A 14776-nucleotide genomic window follows, 5' to 3' on the forward strand; every position below is an offset into this window, starting at 1 on the left:
TTTGACTGCCGATTGGAACGTCATCCGCGAATACGCAATCCCGCTTGGTGCCTCACTGCTGGCGGGCATCGTCACCTGGTCGCTGATGCTGTGGCTGTTTCGCCGCATGCAGGGCCGCGACTACCGCCGCGCACGCATCATCCGCGTGGTCACGCTGCCGGCTGCCTTCATCCTGCCGCTGCTGTTTCTGGGCATCGCCACCGAAGCGACGCCACTGGCCGGCAAGACGCTGGCAGCGGTACAGCACCTGCTGCACGTCGGCATCGTCGGTTGCGTGACCTGGTTGTTCGTGCGTGCGGTCGCCGCTGGCGAGATGGCGATCCTGCGCAGCAATCCGATCGAGGTGTCCGACAACCTCACCGCCCGGCGCATCCAGACCCAGACACGCGTGCTGAGCCGGGTGGTGATGGGCGCGGTGATCCTGCTCGGCATCTCGGTGGTGCTGCTTGGCTTCGAACAGGTGCGCCAGATCGGCAAGACGCTGCTGGCCTCGGCCGGCATCATCGGGCTGGTGGCCGGTATCGCGGCCAAGCCGGTGTTCGGCAACCTGATCGCCGGCCTGCAGATCGCCCTGACCCAGCCGATCCGGCTGGACGATGTGGTGATCGTGGAAGGCGAATGGGGCCGCATCGAGGAGATCGGCAGCTCGTACGTGGTGGTGCGGATCTGGGACGAGCGACGGATGGTGGTGCCGCTCACCTGGTTCATCGAGAACCCGTTCCAGAACTGGACACGCAGCAGCGCCGACCTGCTCGGCACCGCATTCCTGTGGCTCGACTACCGCACCCCGATCGCGGCGGTGCGTGCCGAGCTGGAGCGCATCTGCAAGAGCGAGCCGCTCTGGGATGGGCGGGTCTGCGTGACCCAGGTGACCGAAACCAGCGAGAGCACGATCCAGGTGCGTCTGCTGGTGAGTGCGCGCAATTCCGGTGATGCGTTCGACCTGCGCTGCATCAGCCGCGAGCGCATGATCGACTTCCTGACCCGCGAGCACCCGTACGCCTTGCCGAGAATCCGTGCCGAAATCGCCGCGCAGGAAAAGCCGCCCCTGCGCGCTGCCGCGCCGATCGCCCCGGAGAGCGTGCGCTCGCCCGGTGCCGAAGACGGCGAGCCTGCGACTACGGTGTAGCTGCAGGCGGTGCTGCCGGTGACGCGCCTGGTGCCGCTGGCGCATAGCTGGGCGCAAACCGCGCCTTGCTGCGCTGCTCGTACGCGTAGGCCAGTTCGATCAGGCGTGGCTCGCTCCAGGCGCTGCCCATGAACAACAGGCCCAGCGGCAGGCCCTGGGTCTGGCCCATCGGCACGCTCAGGCTGGGATAACCGGCCACCGCGGCCGCACCGTAGCCGGCACCGGGAAAGGTGTCGCCCTTGACCAGGTCGGTGACCCAGGCGGCACCGGTGGTGGGCACGATCAGCGCATCCAGGCGGTCGGCCTGCAACGCGGCATCGATGCCTTCCGGCCCGGCCAGACGTTTGGCCGTGGCACGGGCGGTGAGATACGCGGCATCGTCGAGCCCGGGCGCGGCCTGTGCCTGCTCGAACAGTTCCTGCCCGAAGTAGGGCATTTCGCGCTGCGCGTGGCTGCGGTTGAAGGCGATCACCTGCTCCAGGCTCGACACCGGGGCGGCGCGGCTGCGCAGATACGCGTTCAGGCCGGCCTTGAACTCGACCAGCAAGACCGTCTGTTCGGCAGCATCCCACTGGCCATCGGTCGCCAGGCGGGTTTCGATCACGGTGGCACCGGCCGTGCGCAGGGTCTGCACGGCGCGGTCCAAGGCGGCGGCGATCGCGGGATCCTCGCGCAGAGGATTGCGCAGCAGGCCCAGGCGCGCCCCGCGCAGGCCATCGGGCTTGAGGTGTGCCAGGTAGTTCGGGGTGGGCGCAGGCGCAGTGCGCGTGGCCGGATCCTGCGGGTCGGGCGCGGCGATCGCCTGCAGCACGGCGGCAGCATCGGCGACGCTGCGCGTCATCGGGCCGGCGGTGTCCTGGCTGGCCGAGATCGGAATGATGCCATCGCGGCTGACCAGGCCCACGGTCGGCTTGAGCCCGACCAGACCGTTCACCGAGGCCGGGCAGGTGATGCTGCCGTCGGTCTCGGTGCCGATACCGACGGTGGCCAGGCTGGCGGCGATCGCCGCGCCGGTGCCGGCGCTGGAGCCGCAGGGGTTGCGATCCAGCGCGTAAGGGTTGCGGGTCAGACCACCGCGTGCACTCCAGCCGGAACTCGACTTGGTGGAGCGGAAATTGGCCCATTCGCTCAGGTTGGTCTTGCCCAGGATCACTGCGCCGGCCGTGCGCAGGCGTTGCACCACAAAGGCGTCGCGGCCTGGCCTGAAATCGGCAAGCGCCAGCGAACCGGCGCTGTTGACCATCGGCAGCGCATCGATGTTGTCCTTGAGCAACACCGGAATGCCGTGCAGGGGCCCGCGCACGTGGCCGGCGCGGCGTTCGGCGTCCAGTGCGCGTGCGTCGGCTTCGGCTTGCGGGTTGAGTTCGATCACCGAATTGAGGATGGGGCCGGCGCGATCGATGGTCGCCACGCGGCGCAGGTACGCGCGGGTCAGATCCAGGCTGCTGGTCTTGCCGGACGCCATGCGTGCCTGCAGGCCAACGACGTCGGCATCGCTCAGAGCGTCTTGCCTGGCAGCGGCTGCATGGGCATCGGCAGGCGCCAGGCCGTCATCGGCATGCGCACAGCCGCACAGCGCCAGCAGTAGCGCGAAGGACAAGGTGGTGGATCGCATGGGTGGTCTTCCCCGGAGGACTGTTTGCAGGCTAACGGCGCTGCGTCGGGGTGACAACGGGTATGAGGTGCCCGCAGACGGGCAGGGTGCGTCAGCGCCGCCGGCGCTTGATCAGGTCGCGTGCCAGCACGCCGACCACGATCAGATTGATTGCCAGCACGCCCCAGGCAGTCCAGCCGGGATGGCGGACGATGGCGTAGATATCGAAAGGCAGATAGATGGCCGCCGACAGGCAGCCCAGCAGCGACGCCCAGGCCTTGGCACGCCACAGACCCCAGGCTTCCACGACGTGCAGCAGGCCGTAGGCCAGCATTGCGGCTGCGGCCAGATGGACGGCGTCGGGACTGATGGTCTTGAGCAACGACGGCAGTGCGCCGTGGTCGGGATCCAGATTGAAGCGGCGGATCAGCGTGCTGACCGCGTTCTGCAGCGGGAGCGGGCCCAGAATTTCCAGGCCCGTCGCCGCCAACAGCGCAAGCGCCCCCTTGACCGTCTCCAGCAAGGCGATCACATGCAGTCCCGGATGCGCGCGCGGATCCGGGCTGTAGGGCGTGTTGCGCACGATGATGGACCGGTCGTGCTTAGCCGGAACGGCCAGCGCGCTTGCGGTCGCTTTCGGTGAGGAACTTCTTGCGCAGGCGGATTTCCTTCGGGGTGACTTCGACCAGCTCGTCGTCCTCGATGAAGTCCAGCGCCTGTTCCAGCGTGTACTTGATCGCCGGGGTCAGTTTGATCGCATCGTCCTTGCCCGAGGCGCGCATGTTGGTCAGCGGCTTGGTCTTGATCGCATTGACGGTCAGATCGTTGTCCTTGGAGTGGATACCGATCAGCTGACCTTCGTACACGTTGTCGCCTTCTGCAGCGAACAGGCGGCCACGCTCTTCCAACGGCCCCAGCGCATAGGCGGGGGTGGCGCCGGCGGCATTGGCGATCATCACGCCGTTCTGGCGCTTGGCGATGGCGCCCTGTTCCTTCGGGCCGTAATGGTCAAACACGTGGAACAGCAGGCCCGAGCCCTGGGTCAGGGTGCGGAACTCGTTCTGGAAGCCGATCAGGCCACGCGCCGGGATCATGTAATCCAGGCGCACGCGGCCCTTGCCGTCCGGCTCCATGTTCTTCAGCTGGCCCTTGCGGGTGCCCAGCTTTTCCATCACGCCGCCCTGGTGCTGTTCTTCGATGTCCACCACGAGCTGTTCGATCGGCTCCATCTGCTTGCCGTCGATCTCCTTGATGATCACTTCCGGACGCGACACGGCCAGCTCGTAGCCTTCACGACGCATGTTCTCGATCAGCACCGACAGATGCAGCTCGCCACGGCCGGAGACCAGGAACTTGTCGGCGTCGGAGCCTTCCTCGACCTTCAGTGCCACGTTGTGCACCTTCTCGCGGTCCAGACGGTCGCGCAGCTGGCGGCTGGTCAGGAACTTGCCGCCGGACAGGTCCTTGTTGCCGGCGAACGGCGAGTTGTTGACCTGGAAGGTCATCGAGATGGTGGGCTCGTCCACGGTCAGCGCCGGCAGCGCTTCCGGCGCGTCGAGCGCGCACACGGTGTCGGAAATGGTCAGCTCGGCCACGCCGGAGATGGCGACGATGTCGCCGGCCTCGGCGGTGTCCTGCTCGATGCGCTCCAGGCCCAAAAAGCCCAGCACCTGCAGCACCTTGCCCTGGCGCTTCTTGCCTTCGCGGTCGATCACGCTGACCGGCATGTTCTTCTTCAGCACGCCGCGCTGGATGCGGCCAATGCCGATCACGCCGACGAAGTTGTTGTAGTCCAGCTGGCTGATGCGCATCTGGAACGGGCCGTCCGGATCCACGTCCGGTGCCGACACGTGCTGCATGATCGCTTCGTACAGCGGGGTCATGTCGCCGTCGCGCACGCTCGAATCCAGGCTGGCGTAGCCGTTCAGGGCCGAGGTGTAGACGATCGGGAAGTCCAGCTGCTCATCGGTGGCGCCGAGCTTGTCGAACAGGTCGAACACCTGGTCGATCACCCAGTCCGGGCGTGCGCCGGGACGGTCGATCTTGTTGACCACCACGATCGGCTTGAAGCCCATCGCAAACGCCTTCTGGGTCACGAAGCGGGTCTGCGGCATCGGGCCGTCCATCGCGTCGACCAGGATCAGCACCGAGTCCACCATCGACAGCACGCGCTCGACCTCGCCACCGAAGTCGGCGTGTCCCGGGGTGTCGACGATGTTGATGCGGTTGCCGTTCCAGGTGATGGCCGTGTTCTTGGCCAGGATCGTGATGCCACGCTCCTTTTCCTGGTCGTTGCTGTCCATCACGCGCTCAGCCAGCACGGTGCGCTCGGACAGGGTGCCGGACTGCTTCAGCAGGCAGTCGACGAGGGTGGTCTTGCCATGGTCGACGTGCGCGACGATGGCGATATTGCGGAGTTTTTCGATAGACATGCGGAAAGGGCCCCTGTCTGGCGCCAGTCTTGAGATGAGGTAAGCCCGACATTATAGCGGTTTCGTTGCCGTGCCGTTGCGTTCGGCCGTCGAGCGGTTCAAAACGCCCATTCAGCTTGCCGTGAGACCCCCGACGATGGTCCAACCTGCACGGCCGCCTGCACGGCCGGGTGTATTCTAATGGGCTGTCATACACCCTGAAACCTGCAAGGATTTCCATGTCCCTGATCGCCCATTTCGACACCACCCGCGGCCCGATCGTGGTCGAGCTGTTCGCCGACAAGGCCCCGCTGACCGTCGCCAACTTCGTCAACCTGGTCCAGCGCGGCTTCTACGACGGCCTGAGCTTCCACCGCGTCATCGCCGACTTCATGATCCAGGGCGGCTGCCCGGAAGGTTCCGGCCGCGGCGGCCCGGGCTACCGGTTCGAGGATGAAGCCAACAACGGCGTCGGCCACGAGCGTGGCGTGCTGTCCATGGCCAATGCCGGCCCCAACACCAACGGCAGCCAGTTCTTCATCACCCACACCGCCACCCCGTGGCTGGACGGCAAGCACACCGTGTTCGGCAAGGTCACCCAGGGCCTGGACGTGGTCGATGCCGTCGCCCAGGGCGATGTGATCAACAAGGTGACGATCGAAGGCGATACCGACGCCGTGCTGGCCGCCAAGGCCGACCGCGTCGCGGAGTGGAACAAGATCCTCGCCGCCTGATGGCTTTTCCCGAACGGCCGCCGTGTGCGGCCGTTCGTCTGTCACTGCGCGCCGCCAGGCCTCGCGCCACGCCAGCGTGCACCTCCACCCATGTTTTTTAGCAGAGGAAACTCCCCATGAAAGCACCTGTTCGTGTTGCCGTGACCGGCGCTGCCGGCCAGATCGGCTATGCCCTGCTGTTCCGCATCGCCTCCGGCGAAATGCTGGGCAAGGATCAGCCGGTGATCCTGCAATTGCTGGAACTGTCCAATGAAAAGGCTCAGGCCGCGCTCAAGGGCGTGATCATGGAGCTGGAAGACTGCGCATTCCCGTTGCTGGCCGGCGTGGTCGGCACCGACGACGCCGAAGTGGCGTTCAAGGACATCGATGTCGCCCTGCTGGTCGGTGCGCGTCCGCGCGGCCCGGGCATGGAGCGCAAGGACCTGCTGCTGGAGAACGCCAAGATCTTCACCGCGCAGGGCGCGGCGTTGAACAAGGTGGCCAAGCGTGACGTCAAGGTGCTGGTGGTCGGCAACCCGGCCAACACCAATGCCTACATCGCAATGAAGTCGGCGCCGGATCTGAACCCGAAAAACTTCACCGCCATGCTGCGTCTGGACCACAACCGTGCGCTCAGCCAGCTGTCGCAGAAGCTCGGCAAGCCGGTCGGCGGCATCGAGAAGCTGGTGGTGTGGGGCAACCACAGCCCGACCATGTACCCGGACTACCGTTTCGCCACCGCCGATGGTGCGTCCATCGGTGATGCGATCAACGACCAGGAATGGAATGCGTCCACCTTCATTCCGACCGTGGGCAAGCGCGGCGCGGCGATCATCGAAGCGCGCGGCCTGTCCTCGGCAGCGTCGGCCGCCAATGCCGCCATCGATCACGTGCGTGACTGGGTGCTGGGCAGCAATGGCAAGTGGGTGACGATGGGCGTGCCGTCCGACGGCTCCTACGGCATTCCGGAAGGCGTGATCTTCGGCTTCCCGGTCACCACCGAAAACGGCGAGTACACCCTGGTCAAGGATCTGCCGATCGACGACTTCAGCCAGAAGTACATCGACAAGACCCTGGCCGAGCTGGAAGAAGAGCGCAGCGGCGTGTCGCATCTGCTGGGCTGAGTTTCCCGGCTTGGCAGTACATGAAGAACGCCGGGCACTGCCCGGCGTTTTTTTATGCGTCGCTTCCGTGATGCGTTGCGTTACATGTGCCGGTCGGTGGCGCGGGAAGCGCACCATCACGCCCATCGATCCTGCAAGGCCGATGCGATACGCGTTGCCGCCGCATCGATCACATCACGCGGTGCGCTCGGCTCAGGCCAGGCCTTCGGCCTTTAGCGCGGCCTGCACATCGGCATCGTCGAGCATGCGCTGCACGAAGGCAGCCACGGCGCTCAGCCCGCTCAGGTCCACGCCCGCCTTCTGCGCCCATCGCAGCGTCACGAACAGATACGCATCGGCGCCGGTGTGGGTGTCGCCGGCCAGCCAGTTGCGCCCCTGCAGATGCGCGTCGACACGTTCGTACAGGGCGCGCAGCTTGTTGCGTGCGTCGTCATGGCTGCGCGCAATCAGCGCCTCGTCCTGCAGATAGGCAGTGCTGCCGAAAATCGGCTTGAAGGTCGGATGCACATCGGCATTGGCGAAGGCGATCCAGCGATTGATTTCCGCACGGCTGCGCGCGCTGCCATCGCCGGACAGCCCGGTGAGCGGTGCGACGTCGGCGATGTAGTTCAGGATGGCCGCGTTCTGCGTCAGCGCCCAGTCGTCGACGACCAGCAACGGCACCGCGCCGGCTGGATTGAGGCGCAGATACCCGGGCGACTTCATCGTGGCGGCGTCGACCACTTCCAGCTCGAAGGGCAGCCCCGACCAGCGCAGCACGATGTGATCTGCCAGCGAACACGCGCCCGGCTTGGTGTACAGCTTCATGAGAATTCCCGCACAAAGACGAAGACGCAAGCTTAGCGGCAACGCGTGAGTGCGTGGGTGACGTCAGGATGCGGTGCGCGGACGCAGCTTCTGCACGCGATAGAACGTGTGGTCGCCGATGGTGGCCACCTGGTATGCATTGCGCCAGCTCGGGCTGGCGATGGCGCTTGCGGCAAAGTGGCTGGCGCCCGGCACGATTTCCTTGCGCTGACCCACCGGTAGCGCCCAGTTGCGCTCTGCAGCCAGTGCCACATGCAGCGCCTTGTTCCAGGCATCGTCATTTTTCAGCTGCGTTCCCGGCGCCACGATGGTGGGCGCGAACTGCTTGCGCGCGGTGACCACCTGGCACATCGAATCGCCCCACAAACCGCTGTCCAGGCGACGCAACGCAACTTCCGCGACTGCTTGCTGGCCGCGCAAGGTCTGATCACGCGCTTCCAGGTACACGGTGGTGCTCAAGCACAACGAATCTGCAGCTGGCTGCGGCAACAACTGCGACAGCCAAAGTATCCAAACCAGTTTCATAGAACTCCTTGCTCCGTATGGGCCGATCCGCAGAGCATCCAAGGTGGATGCACCAGTACAGAGGGCTTGGCGTCATGGGGAGGCGGCCTGCCACGGGTCGCCCGGTCTCCGGCGAAACAATGATCTACCGGAGGTGCCCACCAAATGCGGTGGGTCAAAAAGTTGGCGCAAGGTAGGCGTCGATCACAGAATCGCGGCTGAATAGGCGGGGTTGACGCGTGTGAGTGCTTGCTACATCTACCGCTTGGCTCGAGCACGACAGCGCGCTGCATCCGTCGTGTGCGTCGCATCGTGGTGGCGACAGCGGATGTGGCAATCAACATCGGCGCAATGCGCATGCGGTGTTGCGGGTCTGCGTGTTGTTTGCGACACGCGACGCCTCTTGCGCAGGCTACGCATGCAGTGCCATCGGCATGGTGCGCTACACATCCTCGTCACTGATGCATGTGCTTGTACGCCGGCGTCTTGCCGCAGCAGCAGTGGGACATCCACATGCGAACGCAGGGTGCAGGAAAGAACTGTCAGTGCGGGATGTCGTGCTGCCGGGATCATGCATCGTGCGCTTGCTCATGCAGCGTACAACCCTGTGTTGCAGTCGCTAGAGCCAGAGGAGGCGGTAGCGTGTTCGATGCGAATTGATGGGGGTGGGTATCCGCGACGCGTCATGACAGCTATTGCTGTCGCATCGCATCCCCAGGTCGCTCGCCACGCCTGCACCTGCATCACGCAAGGATGCGCTGCAGTGGCAGCACTCAGAGATGCCGCCGAAATCGCCAGACCCCGTCGCACGATTTCTTGACGGTGGCAGCGGCGCATCGTCGTTGACGACATTGCGATTGCATCGTGCGCTTGCTGCCGCCTTGCGTACGCGCACTGTTTATTTCAAGAAGAACTAGGCGCGTTGAACCACGCGCATCAAGTTCGACTTGATGAAAAAAAAGAACCTGCAGAACCTACAGAACCTGCAAGCGTGCAGACGTGCATGGCGATCGCCGAAGCACGTGATTGCAGTCGGCACAGCACCTTGCGCGTACGCGTTACGTCGTTGTGGGCTGATGAGATTTCAGATCCGACTCGTTGGCAGCACAGTTGCAACAGGTCTGCGTTTTTCAGACATCGCCAACGCGCTGCCGATCCAGGCGATCAGCATGCATGACACGCCGCAGAGTATCGGCCCCAGGGCCATCGCCCACGCCAGCTGCGCAGCGTGCCCATGCGGATAGCCGGAGACGTTCAGCAGCAGTCCGATCACGCCACTGCCGGCCGCCAGTGCGAGTTGGGCTGTCGCAGTGAGTGCGGCACATGCGCGGGCCTGCCGTGCGGGGCCATGGCGCGAGGCGAGTTCTGCGTGGCGCGCCCAGACCCATTGCCCGGCACTTCCCGCCGCCACACCCATGCCGAAGGCCAGGCCGGCATCCAGCACGCAGTGTCGAGCCATGGCGATGGCAAAGATCAATCCCAGCCCGGACAGTGCAACTCCACTCAGGCCCAATCGACGCAGCGCCACGGTCGGCCAACGCGCTGCCAAGGGCTGTATGCAGACGCTGCCCAACGCGTATGCAATCAACACCGCGCTGCCCCATCCGGCCGAGCCGATACGCGATTGCGCCAGATAAGGCGCCAATTTGGTGAACGTCGGCAACGCCAACGCCAGTGCTGCGATGACCGCCACGGGCAGCAACTGATTGCGCTGCCACTCCGACGTGGCTGGCGGTAACGGAGCGGCGGCAACTGCGTGCGCGTAAGGCTGCAGCGTGTTGCGTAACCACCATGCCGACAGCAGTGCGATGCTGCTGACCAGCGCGACGACCATCAACGCTGTCGATGCGCCGGCATATGCCCCAGCCTTCAGCACCAGGCCGATCGCTGCGCTGACCGATAGCGCGGCCAGCCCGCTGCCGATCAGGCGCAGCGCACTGACGCCGCGCGCACCGCGCCAGGGCCAGTGGCCCAACCCCAACAAGGTGTTCTGTGCCACGTCGCCGATCGCATAGGCCGCGCGGAAGGGCAGGCTGAGCAGCAACACGCTGATCAGCCTGGCACCGGCAGGAAGCGCTGGCGTCACGAACACCAGTGCCAGGGCGAGGGCTGCCAACGCAATGCCACGCCATTGCGAACGCCCGGCCCAGGCCAGGCTGGCGTGGGCACTCCAGCGTCGCGCGGCGACCATGCCCATCACTGCACTGATCACCAATCCGCCGGCGACCGACGCGCCAGCAGCCACCGCGCTCAATCCAACGTATTCGGTCAACGCAAAAATCAGCAGCAATTCGCCGGTGTACCACAGCAGGCTTTTGCCGAAATGCGCTGCAACATAGGCCCGCAATGCTGCCGGCGGCAGCATGTGGGGCGGTGCAGTCAGGGTGGAGCGCATCGCCGGTTTATAGCCGAGCTGCACGACAGGAAAAAGAATCTACCGGTGCCGCGCCAATCAGAGGCGCTTGTACCGCCTGGCGCGATCGCCAACGGCGTCGGAGTCCACCCCGATCCGCGCATCCGACCTCGCTATAGAGTCCTGTGGCGGCATCTGACGCGCAGACCGGTCATCGCGCTGCCGCTGCCACCCGCAGCGGTGACGGTGCGCCCATCCGGCGCACACCCGCGCTCGTACACGTGTTCGAGTGGCGCCGTGAGCAAGCCGCCGTGGCTTTCAGCGCGCTGCCAAGCGCGCGTTACAAGGTCGCCGCCAAGCGGCAGGCCTGATTGATCGCACGCTTGGCATCCAGTTCGGCGGCAACATCCGCGCCGCCGATCAGATGCGGTTGCCGGCCATCCGCCTGCAGCGCGGCAAGCAGGTCGCGGCGCGGTTCCTGCCCGGCGCAGATCACCACCGTGCCGACATCGAGCAGTTGCTCGTTACCTTCCACGCGGATCCGCAGGCCGGCGTCGTCCACACCCAGATACTCCACACCGCCGAGCATCTTGACGCCCTTGGCCTTGAGCGTGGCACGGTGGATCCAGCCGGTGGTCTTGCCCAGGCGCGCGCCGGGTTTGCCGGGGCTGCGCTGCAGCAGCCAGACCTGGCGGGCGGGGGGCTCGGGCTGCGGCCTGGCCAATGCGCCAGGGGTCTCAAAGCTGGGGTCCACGCCCCATTCGGCCATCCAGCGCGCGAGGTCCAGCGACGGCGATTGCCCCGTGTGCACGAGAAATTCGCCCACATCGAAGCCGATCCCGCCGGCCCCGATGATCGCGACCTTGTCGGCAGCCACATGACGGCCCAGCACCACGTCCAGATAGCTCACGACCATCGGGTGATCGGCGCCGGGGAAATCCACCTTGCGCGGCTCGATGCCGGTGGCCAGCACGATCTCGTCGAAGTCCTTCAGATCGGCCGCTTGCACGCGGGTATTCAGATGCAACTGCACCCCGGTTGCGTCGATGCGGTGACCGAAGTAACGCAGCGTCTCGGTGAATTCTTCCTTGCCCGGGATGCGCCTGGCGACGTTGAATTGCCCACCGATTGCATCGCCTGCATCGAACAGGGTGACGCGGTGGCCGCGCTCGGCCGCCACCGTGGCGCAGGCCAGACCGGCCGGGCCGGCACCGACCACCGCAATGCGCTTGGGGTCAGGGGTCGGTGCGTAGATCAGTTCGGTTTCGTGCGCTGCGCGTGGGTTGACCAGGCAACTCGCCAGCTTGTTGTCGAACACATGATCCAGGCAGGCCTGGTTGCAGGCGATGCAGGTATTGATGGCCTGCGACTGGCCGGCGCGGGCCTTGTTGGCCCACTGCGGATCGGCCAGCAGCGGGCGCGCCAGCGACACCATGTCGGCCGCGCCGTCGGCGAGGATGCGTTCGGCCACCTCCGGCATGTTGATGCGGTTGGTCGCCACCACCGGGATGTGCAAGTGCGGCCTGAGCTTGGCGGTCACACCGGCAAACGCCGCACGCGGGACCGACGTGGCAATGGTCGGAATGCGTGCCTCGTGCCAGCCGATGCCGGAATTGATGATGGTCGCGCCTGCTGCTTCGATCGCCTGCGCCTGGGTCAGGATGTCCTGCCACTGGTTGCCGCCGTCCACCAGGTCCACCAGCGACAGTCGGTAGATGATGATGAAGTCCGGCCCGCAGGCCTCGCGGATGCGTTGCACGATCTCCACTGCAAAGCGCATGCGTTTCACCGCATCGCCCCCCCAGGCATCGCTGCGCTGGTTGGTGCGCGCGGCGGTGAATTCGTTGATCAGGTAGCCTTCCGACCCCATCACCTCCACGCCGTCGTACCCGGCGTCGCGCGCCAGCCGTGCCGCACGCGCGTAGGCTGCGATCTGCCGATCCACCGCACGTGCCGAGAGCGCGCGTGGAGTGAAGGGGTTGATCGGCGCCTTGAGCCTGGACGGTGCCACCGACAGCGGGTGATAGGCGTAGCGCCCGGCATGCAGCAGCTGCAGGCAGATCTTGGCGTCGTGCGCATGCACCGCCTGGGTGACCTGACGATGCGGGCGCACCTCCCACGGCCACGACAGCTTGCCGCCGAACGGCTTGAGCCAGCCCACCACATTGGGCGAAAACCCGCCGGTGACGATCAAGCCGACACCGCCGGCAGCGCGCTCGGCGAAATATGCGGCCAATTTGGGGAAATCGCGCGCACGGTCTTCCAGGCCGGTGTGCATCGAGCCCATCAGCACGCGGTTGCGCAGTTGCGTGAAACCCAGATCGAGCGGTGTGAACAGGTGCGGATAGGGCGAGACGGACGGGCCGGTGGCGGGCGACATGGTGTGGATACGCTGGCGTACGGAGTGCGCACGATGCCGGCAAACGGGCGTGGCGGCAAGTCCTGACGCGCACAGCGGGTGCAGTCGGCCGCCTGGGGCAGGGGCAGGACAGGGCGGGTGGCGTCCGCAGCAGGCCGCGTACCCGTTGGCAGCGCGGCACGTCCCTGGTGCGATCCCGCTTGCTGGATGAGACCGTCTGGGAGGCCTGGCGTTCGATCCGGCTTGCCGGCTTCCCGATCAACGGCCCCTGATCGGCAGCCGCATCCGACGCGTCACGCGGGTCGCCATGGCCGCAATGGCGACTCTCTATAGAGCAAGGTCGATCCATCCGCGTGTTGCTGCGGAACAGATTGCCTTGCGCGCACTGCTACTCACATGGCTGCGAGTGCGCAGATGCCACAGCTGCAACGCTGCCTGCGATCCGGATGCCGGTCCCGCATTGCTGCTGATTCACGTGCGCGCGCCGTGGTCCTGCCGCGTTCTAATGTGCAAGCCGACCGGCCCGTGCACCACGCAACAGCCGAACTCAAGCGCGCAGGCGATCACCAACCCGCCAGCACCAGCTTGCCGATCGTGCTGCCGCTTTCCAGGCGCCGATGCGCCTCGCGCAAGTGCTGCGCATTGATCGGCGACAGCGTTTCGGTGTGGGTGGTACGCAACTCGCCCGCATCGATCAGGCTGGCGGCGCGGTTGAGGATGCGGTGTTGCTCGACCATGTCCTCGGTTGCGTAGCGGGCGCGGGTGAACATCAATTCCCAGTGGATGCCGATGCACTTGGCCTTGTAGGGATCGCCGATCGACAGCGGGCCGCGCGGCTCCACGATCAGGCCCACATGCCCCTGCGGCGCCAGGATCTCGCCCAGCTGCTGCCAGTAGCGATCGGTGTCGGCCAGGTTGAGGGCGGCGTCCACGCTCTGCATTCCCAGCGCCTGCAACTGCGGTAGCAGCGGCTGGTGATGGTCGATCACATGCTGGGCGCCCATCTGCCGCGTCCATTCGATGGTCTCCGGCCGCGAGGCCGTGGCGATCACGCTGAAGCCGGCATGCCGCGCCAGCTGGATCGCGATCGAGCCCACGCCGCCCGCGCCACCGATGATCAGCAGGTGCTTGCCGCGATTGCGGGCGCCGTCGAAAGAGAACGGCATGCGCTGGAACAGCAGCTCCCATGCGGTCAAGGTGGTCAGCGGCAGGGCCGCGGCCTGGGCGAAGCTGAGCGAGGTGGGCTTGCAGCCGGCGATGCGCGCATCGACCAGCTGATATTGCGCATTGCTGCCCGGTCGCCCGATGTCGCCTGCGTAATACACCTCGTCGCCGACTGCGAACGCGGTGACATCGGGCCCCACCGCTTCGACGACGCCGGCCGCGTCGTAGCCCAGGATCTTCGGCGCATGCAGTGTCTGCGGCTTGGGCGCGCGCACCTTGGCGTCGACCGGATTGACCGAGATCGCCTCGACACGCACCAATAAGTCATACCCCGACGGGGCTGACGGGGCTGGAAGTTCCATGTCAAGCAATGCGGCGGGATCGTCGATCGGCAGGTGACGGGTGATGACGACAGCTTTCATCGGGTCGCTCCAGGTGGGGAGTTCAGGGTGCGTTGTGTCGCCGTCGCGCCGCAACCACCGACACCACAATTCAGCTCGGACAGGGCCTGGCGTTCACCAATGTGGTTGACGCATCAGTGCGCAGTGGGCCGGAAGGCTGGATCCGCCAGCGTATTCAACTGGCTTAATTGGGCTGCGGTTCATGCAGCCGGGATGT

11 protein-coding genes are annotated in these 14776 nt (G+C 65.8%); 3 read left to right on the forward strand and 8 right to left on the reverse strand.

Annotated features, from left to right (window positions below; translation table 11 throughout):
- The first annotated feature begins 1 nt into the window (after position 1).
- On the forward strand, positions 2-1129 hold the full coding sequence (locus EO141_RS14735) for a mechanosensitive ion channel family protein (protein ID WP_104582270.1): 1128 nt from the start codon (positions 2-4) through the stop codon (positions 1127-1129).
- Here the strand turns inward: EO141_RS14735 and EO141_RS14740 are convergent.
- From EO141_RS14740 to typA, 3 genes are all read right to left on the reverse strand, one after another.
- Positions 1119-2729 (reverse strand): amidase, encoded by a 1611-nt coding sequence (locus EO141_RS14740; RefSeq protein WP_206514812.1) that lies wholly within the window; start codon positions 2727-2729, stop codon positions 1119-1121. The two genes, EO141_RS14735 and EO141_RS14740, sit on opposite strands and share 11 nt — an antisense overlap.
- Positions 2730-2835: 106 nt before the next feature.
- Positions 2836-3255, reverse strand: coding sequence for a DUF2127 domain-containing protein (locus EO141_RS14745; RefSeq protein ID WP_181116471.1), 420 nt, complete (start codon positions 3253-3255; stop codon positions 2836-2838).
- 70 nt (positions 3256-3325) lie between these two features.
- A complete protein-coding gene (typA, locus tag EO141_RS14750; protein WP_104560414.1) occupies positions 3326-5155 on the reverse strand; it encodes a translational GTPase TypA in 1830 nt (609 codons plus the stop codon).
- Between the two features lie 218 nt (positions 5156-5373).
- Here typA and EO141_RS14755 point away from each other — a divergent pair, with 218 nt between their 5' ends.
- Complete coding sequence (locus tag EO141_RS14755) at positions 5374-5868, forward strand: peptidylprolyl isomerase (protein ID WP_016904578.1); 495 nt, start codon at positions 5374-5376, stop codon at positions 5866-5868.
- A gap of 116 nt (positions 5869-5984) precedes the next feature.
- Entirely contained in the window at positions 5985-6971 is a 987-nt protein-coding gene (locus tag EO141_RS14760; protein ID WP_104582273.1) for a malate dehydrogenase, read from the forward strand.
- Positions 6972-7163: 192 nt separating this feature from the next.
- Here the strand turns inward: EO141_RS14760 and EO141_RS14765 are convergent, their stop codons facing one another.
- The 5 genes from EO141_RS14765 to EO141_RS14785 form a co-directional block, all read right to left on the reverse strand.
- Positions 7164-7778 (reverse strand): glutathione binding-like protein, encoded by a 615-nt coding sequence (locus EO141_RS14765; protein WP_119130814.1) that lies wholly within the window; start codon positions 7776-7778, stop codon positions 7164-7166.
- Between the two features lie 63 nt (positions 7779-7841).
- Positions 7842-8303 carry a cell wall hydrolase gene (locus EO141_RS14770; protein WP_104582275.1) on the reverse strand — a complete coding sequence of 154 codons (462 nt, stop codon included), beginning with the start codon at positions 8301-8303 and terminating at the stop codon, positions 7842-7844.
- Positions 8304-9366: 1063 nt separating this feature from the next.
- On the reverse strand, positions 9367-10665 hold the full coding sequence (locus EO141_RS14775) for an MFS transporter (RefSeq protein WP_241236675.1): 1299 nt from the start codon (positions 10663-10665) through the stop codon (positions 9367-9369).
- Positions 10666-10975: 310 nt separating this feature from the next.
- On the reverse strand, positions 10976-13015 hold the full coding sequence (locus tag EO141_RS14780; protein WP_127169541.1) for an NADPH-dependent 2,4-dienoyl-CoA reductase: 2040 nt from the start codon (positions 13013-13015) through the stop codon (positions 10976-10978).
- 542 nt (positions 13016-13557) lie between these two features.
- Complete coding sequence (locus EO141_RS14785; RefSeq protein ID WP_127169542.1) at positions 13558-14580, reverse strand: zinc-binding alcohol dehydrogenase family protein; 1023 nt, start codon at positions 14578-14580, stop codon at positions 13558-13560.
- Between the last annotated feature and the right edge of the window lie 196 nt (positions 14581-14776).

It is taken from the genome of Xanthomonas sp. BRIP62415, assembly GCF_003993515.1.
GTDB lineage: Bacteria > Pseudomonadota > Gammaproteobacteria > Xanthomonadales > Xanthomonadaceae > Xanthomonas > Xanthomonas euroxanthea.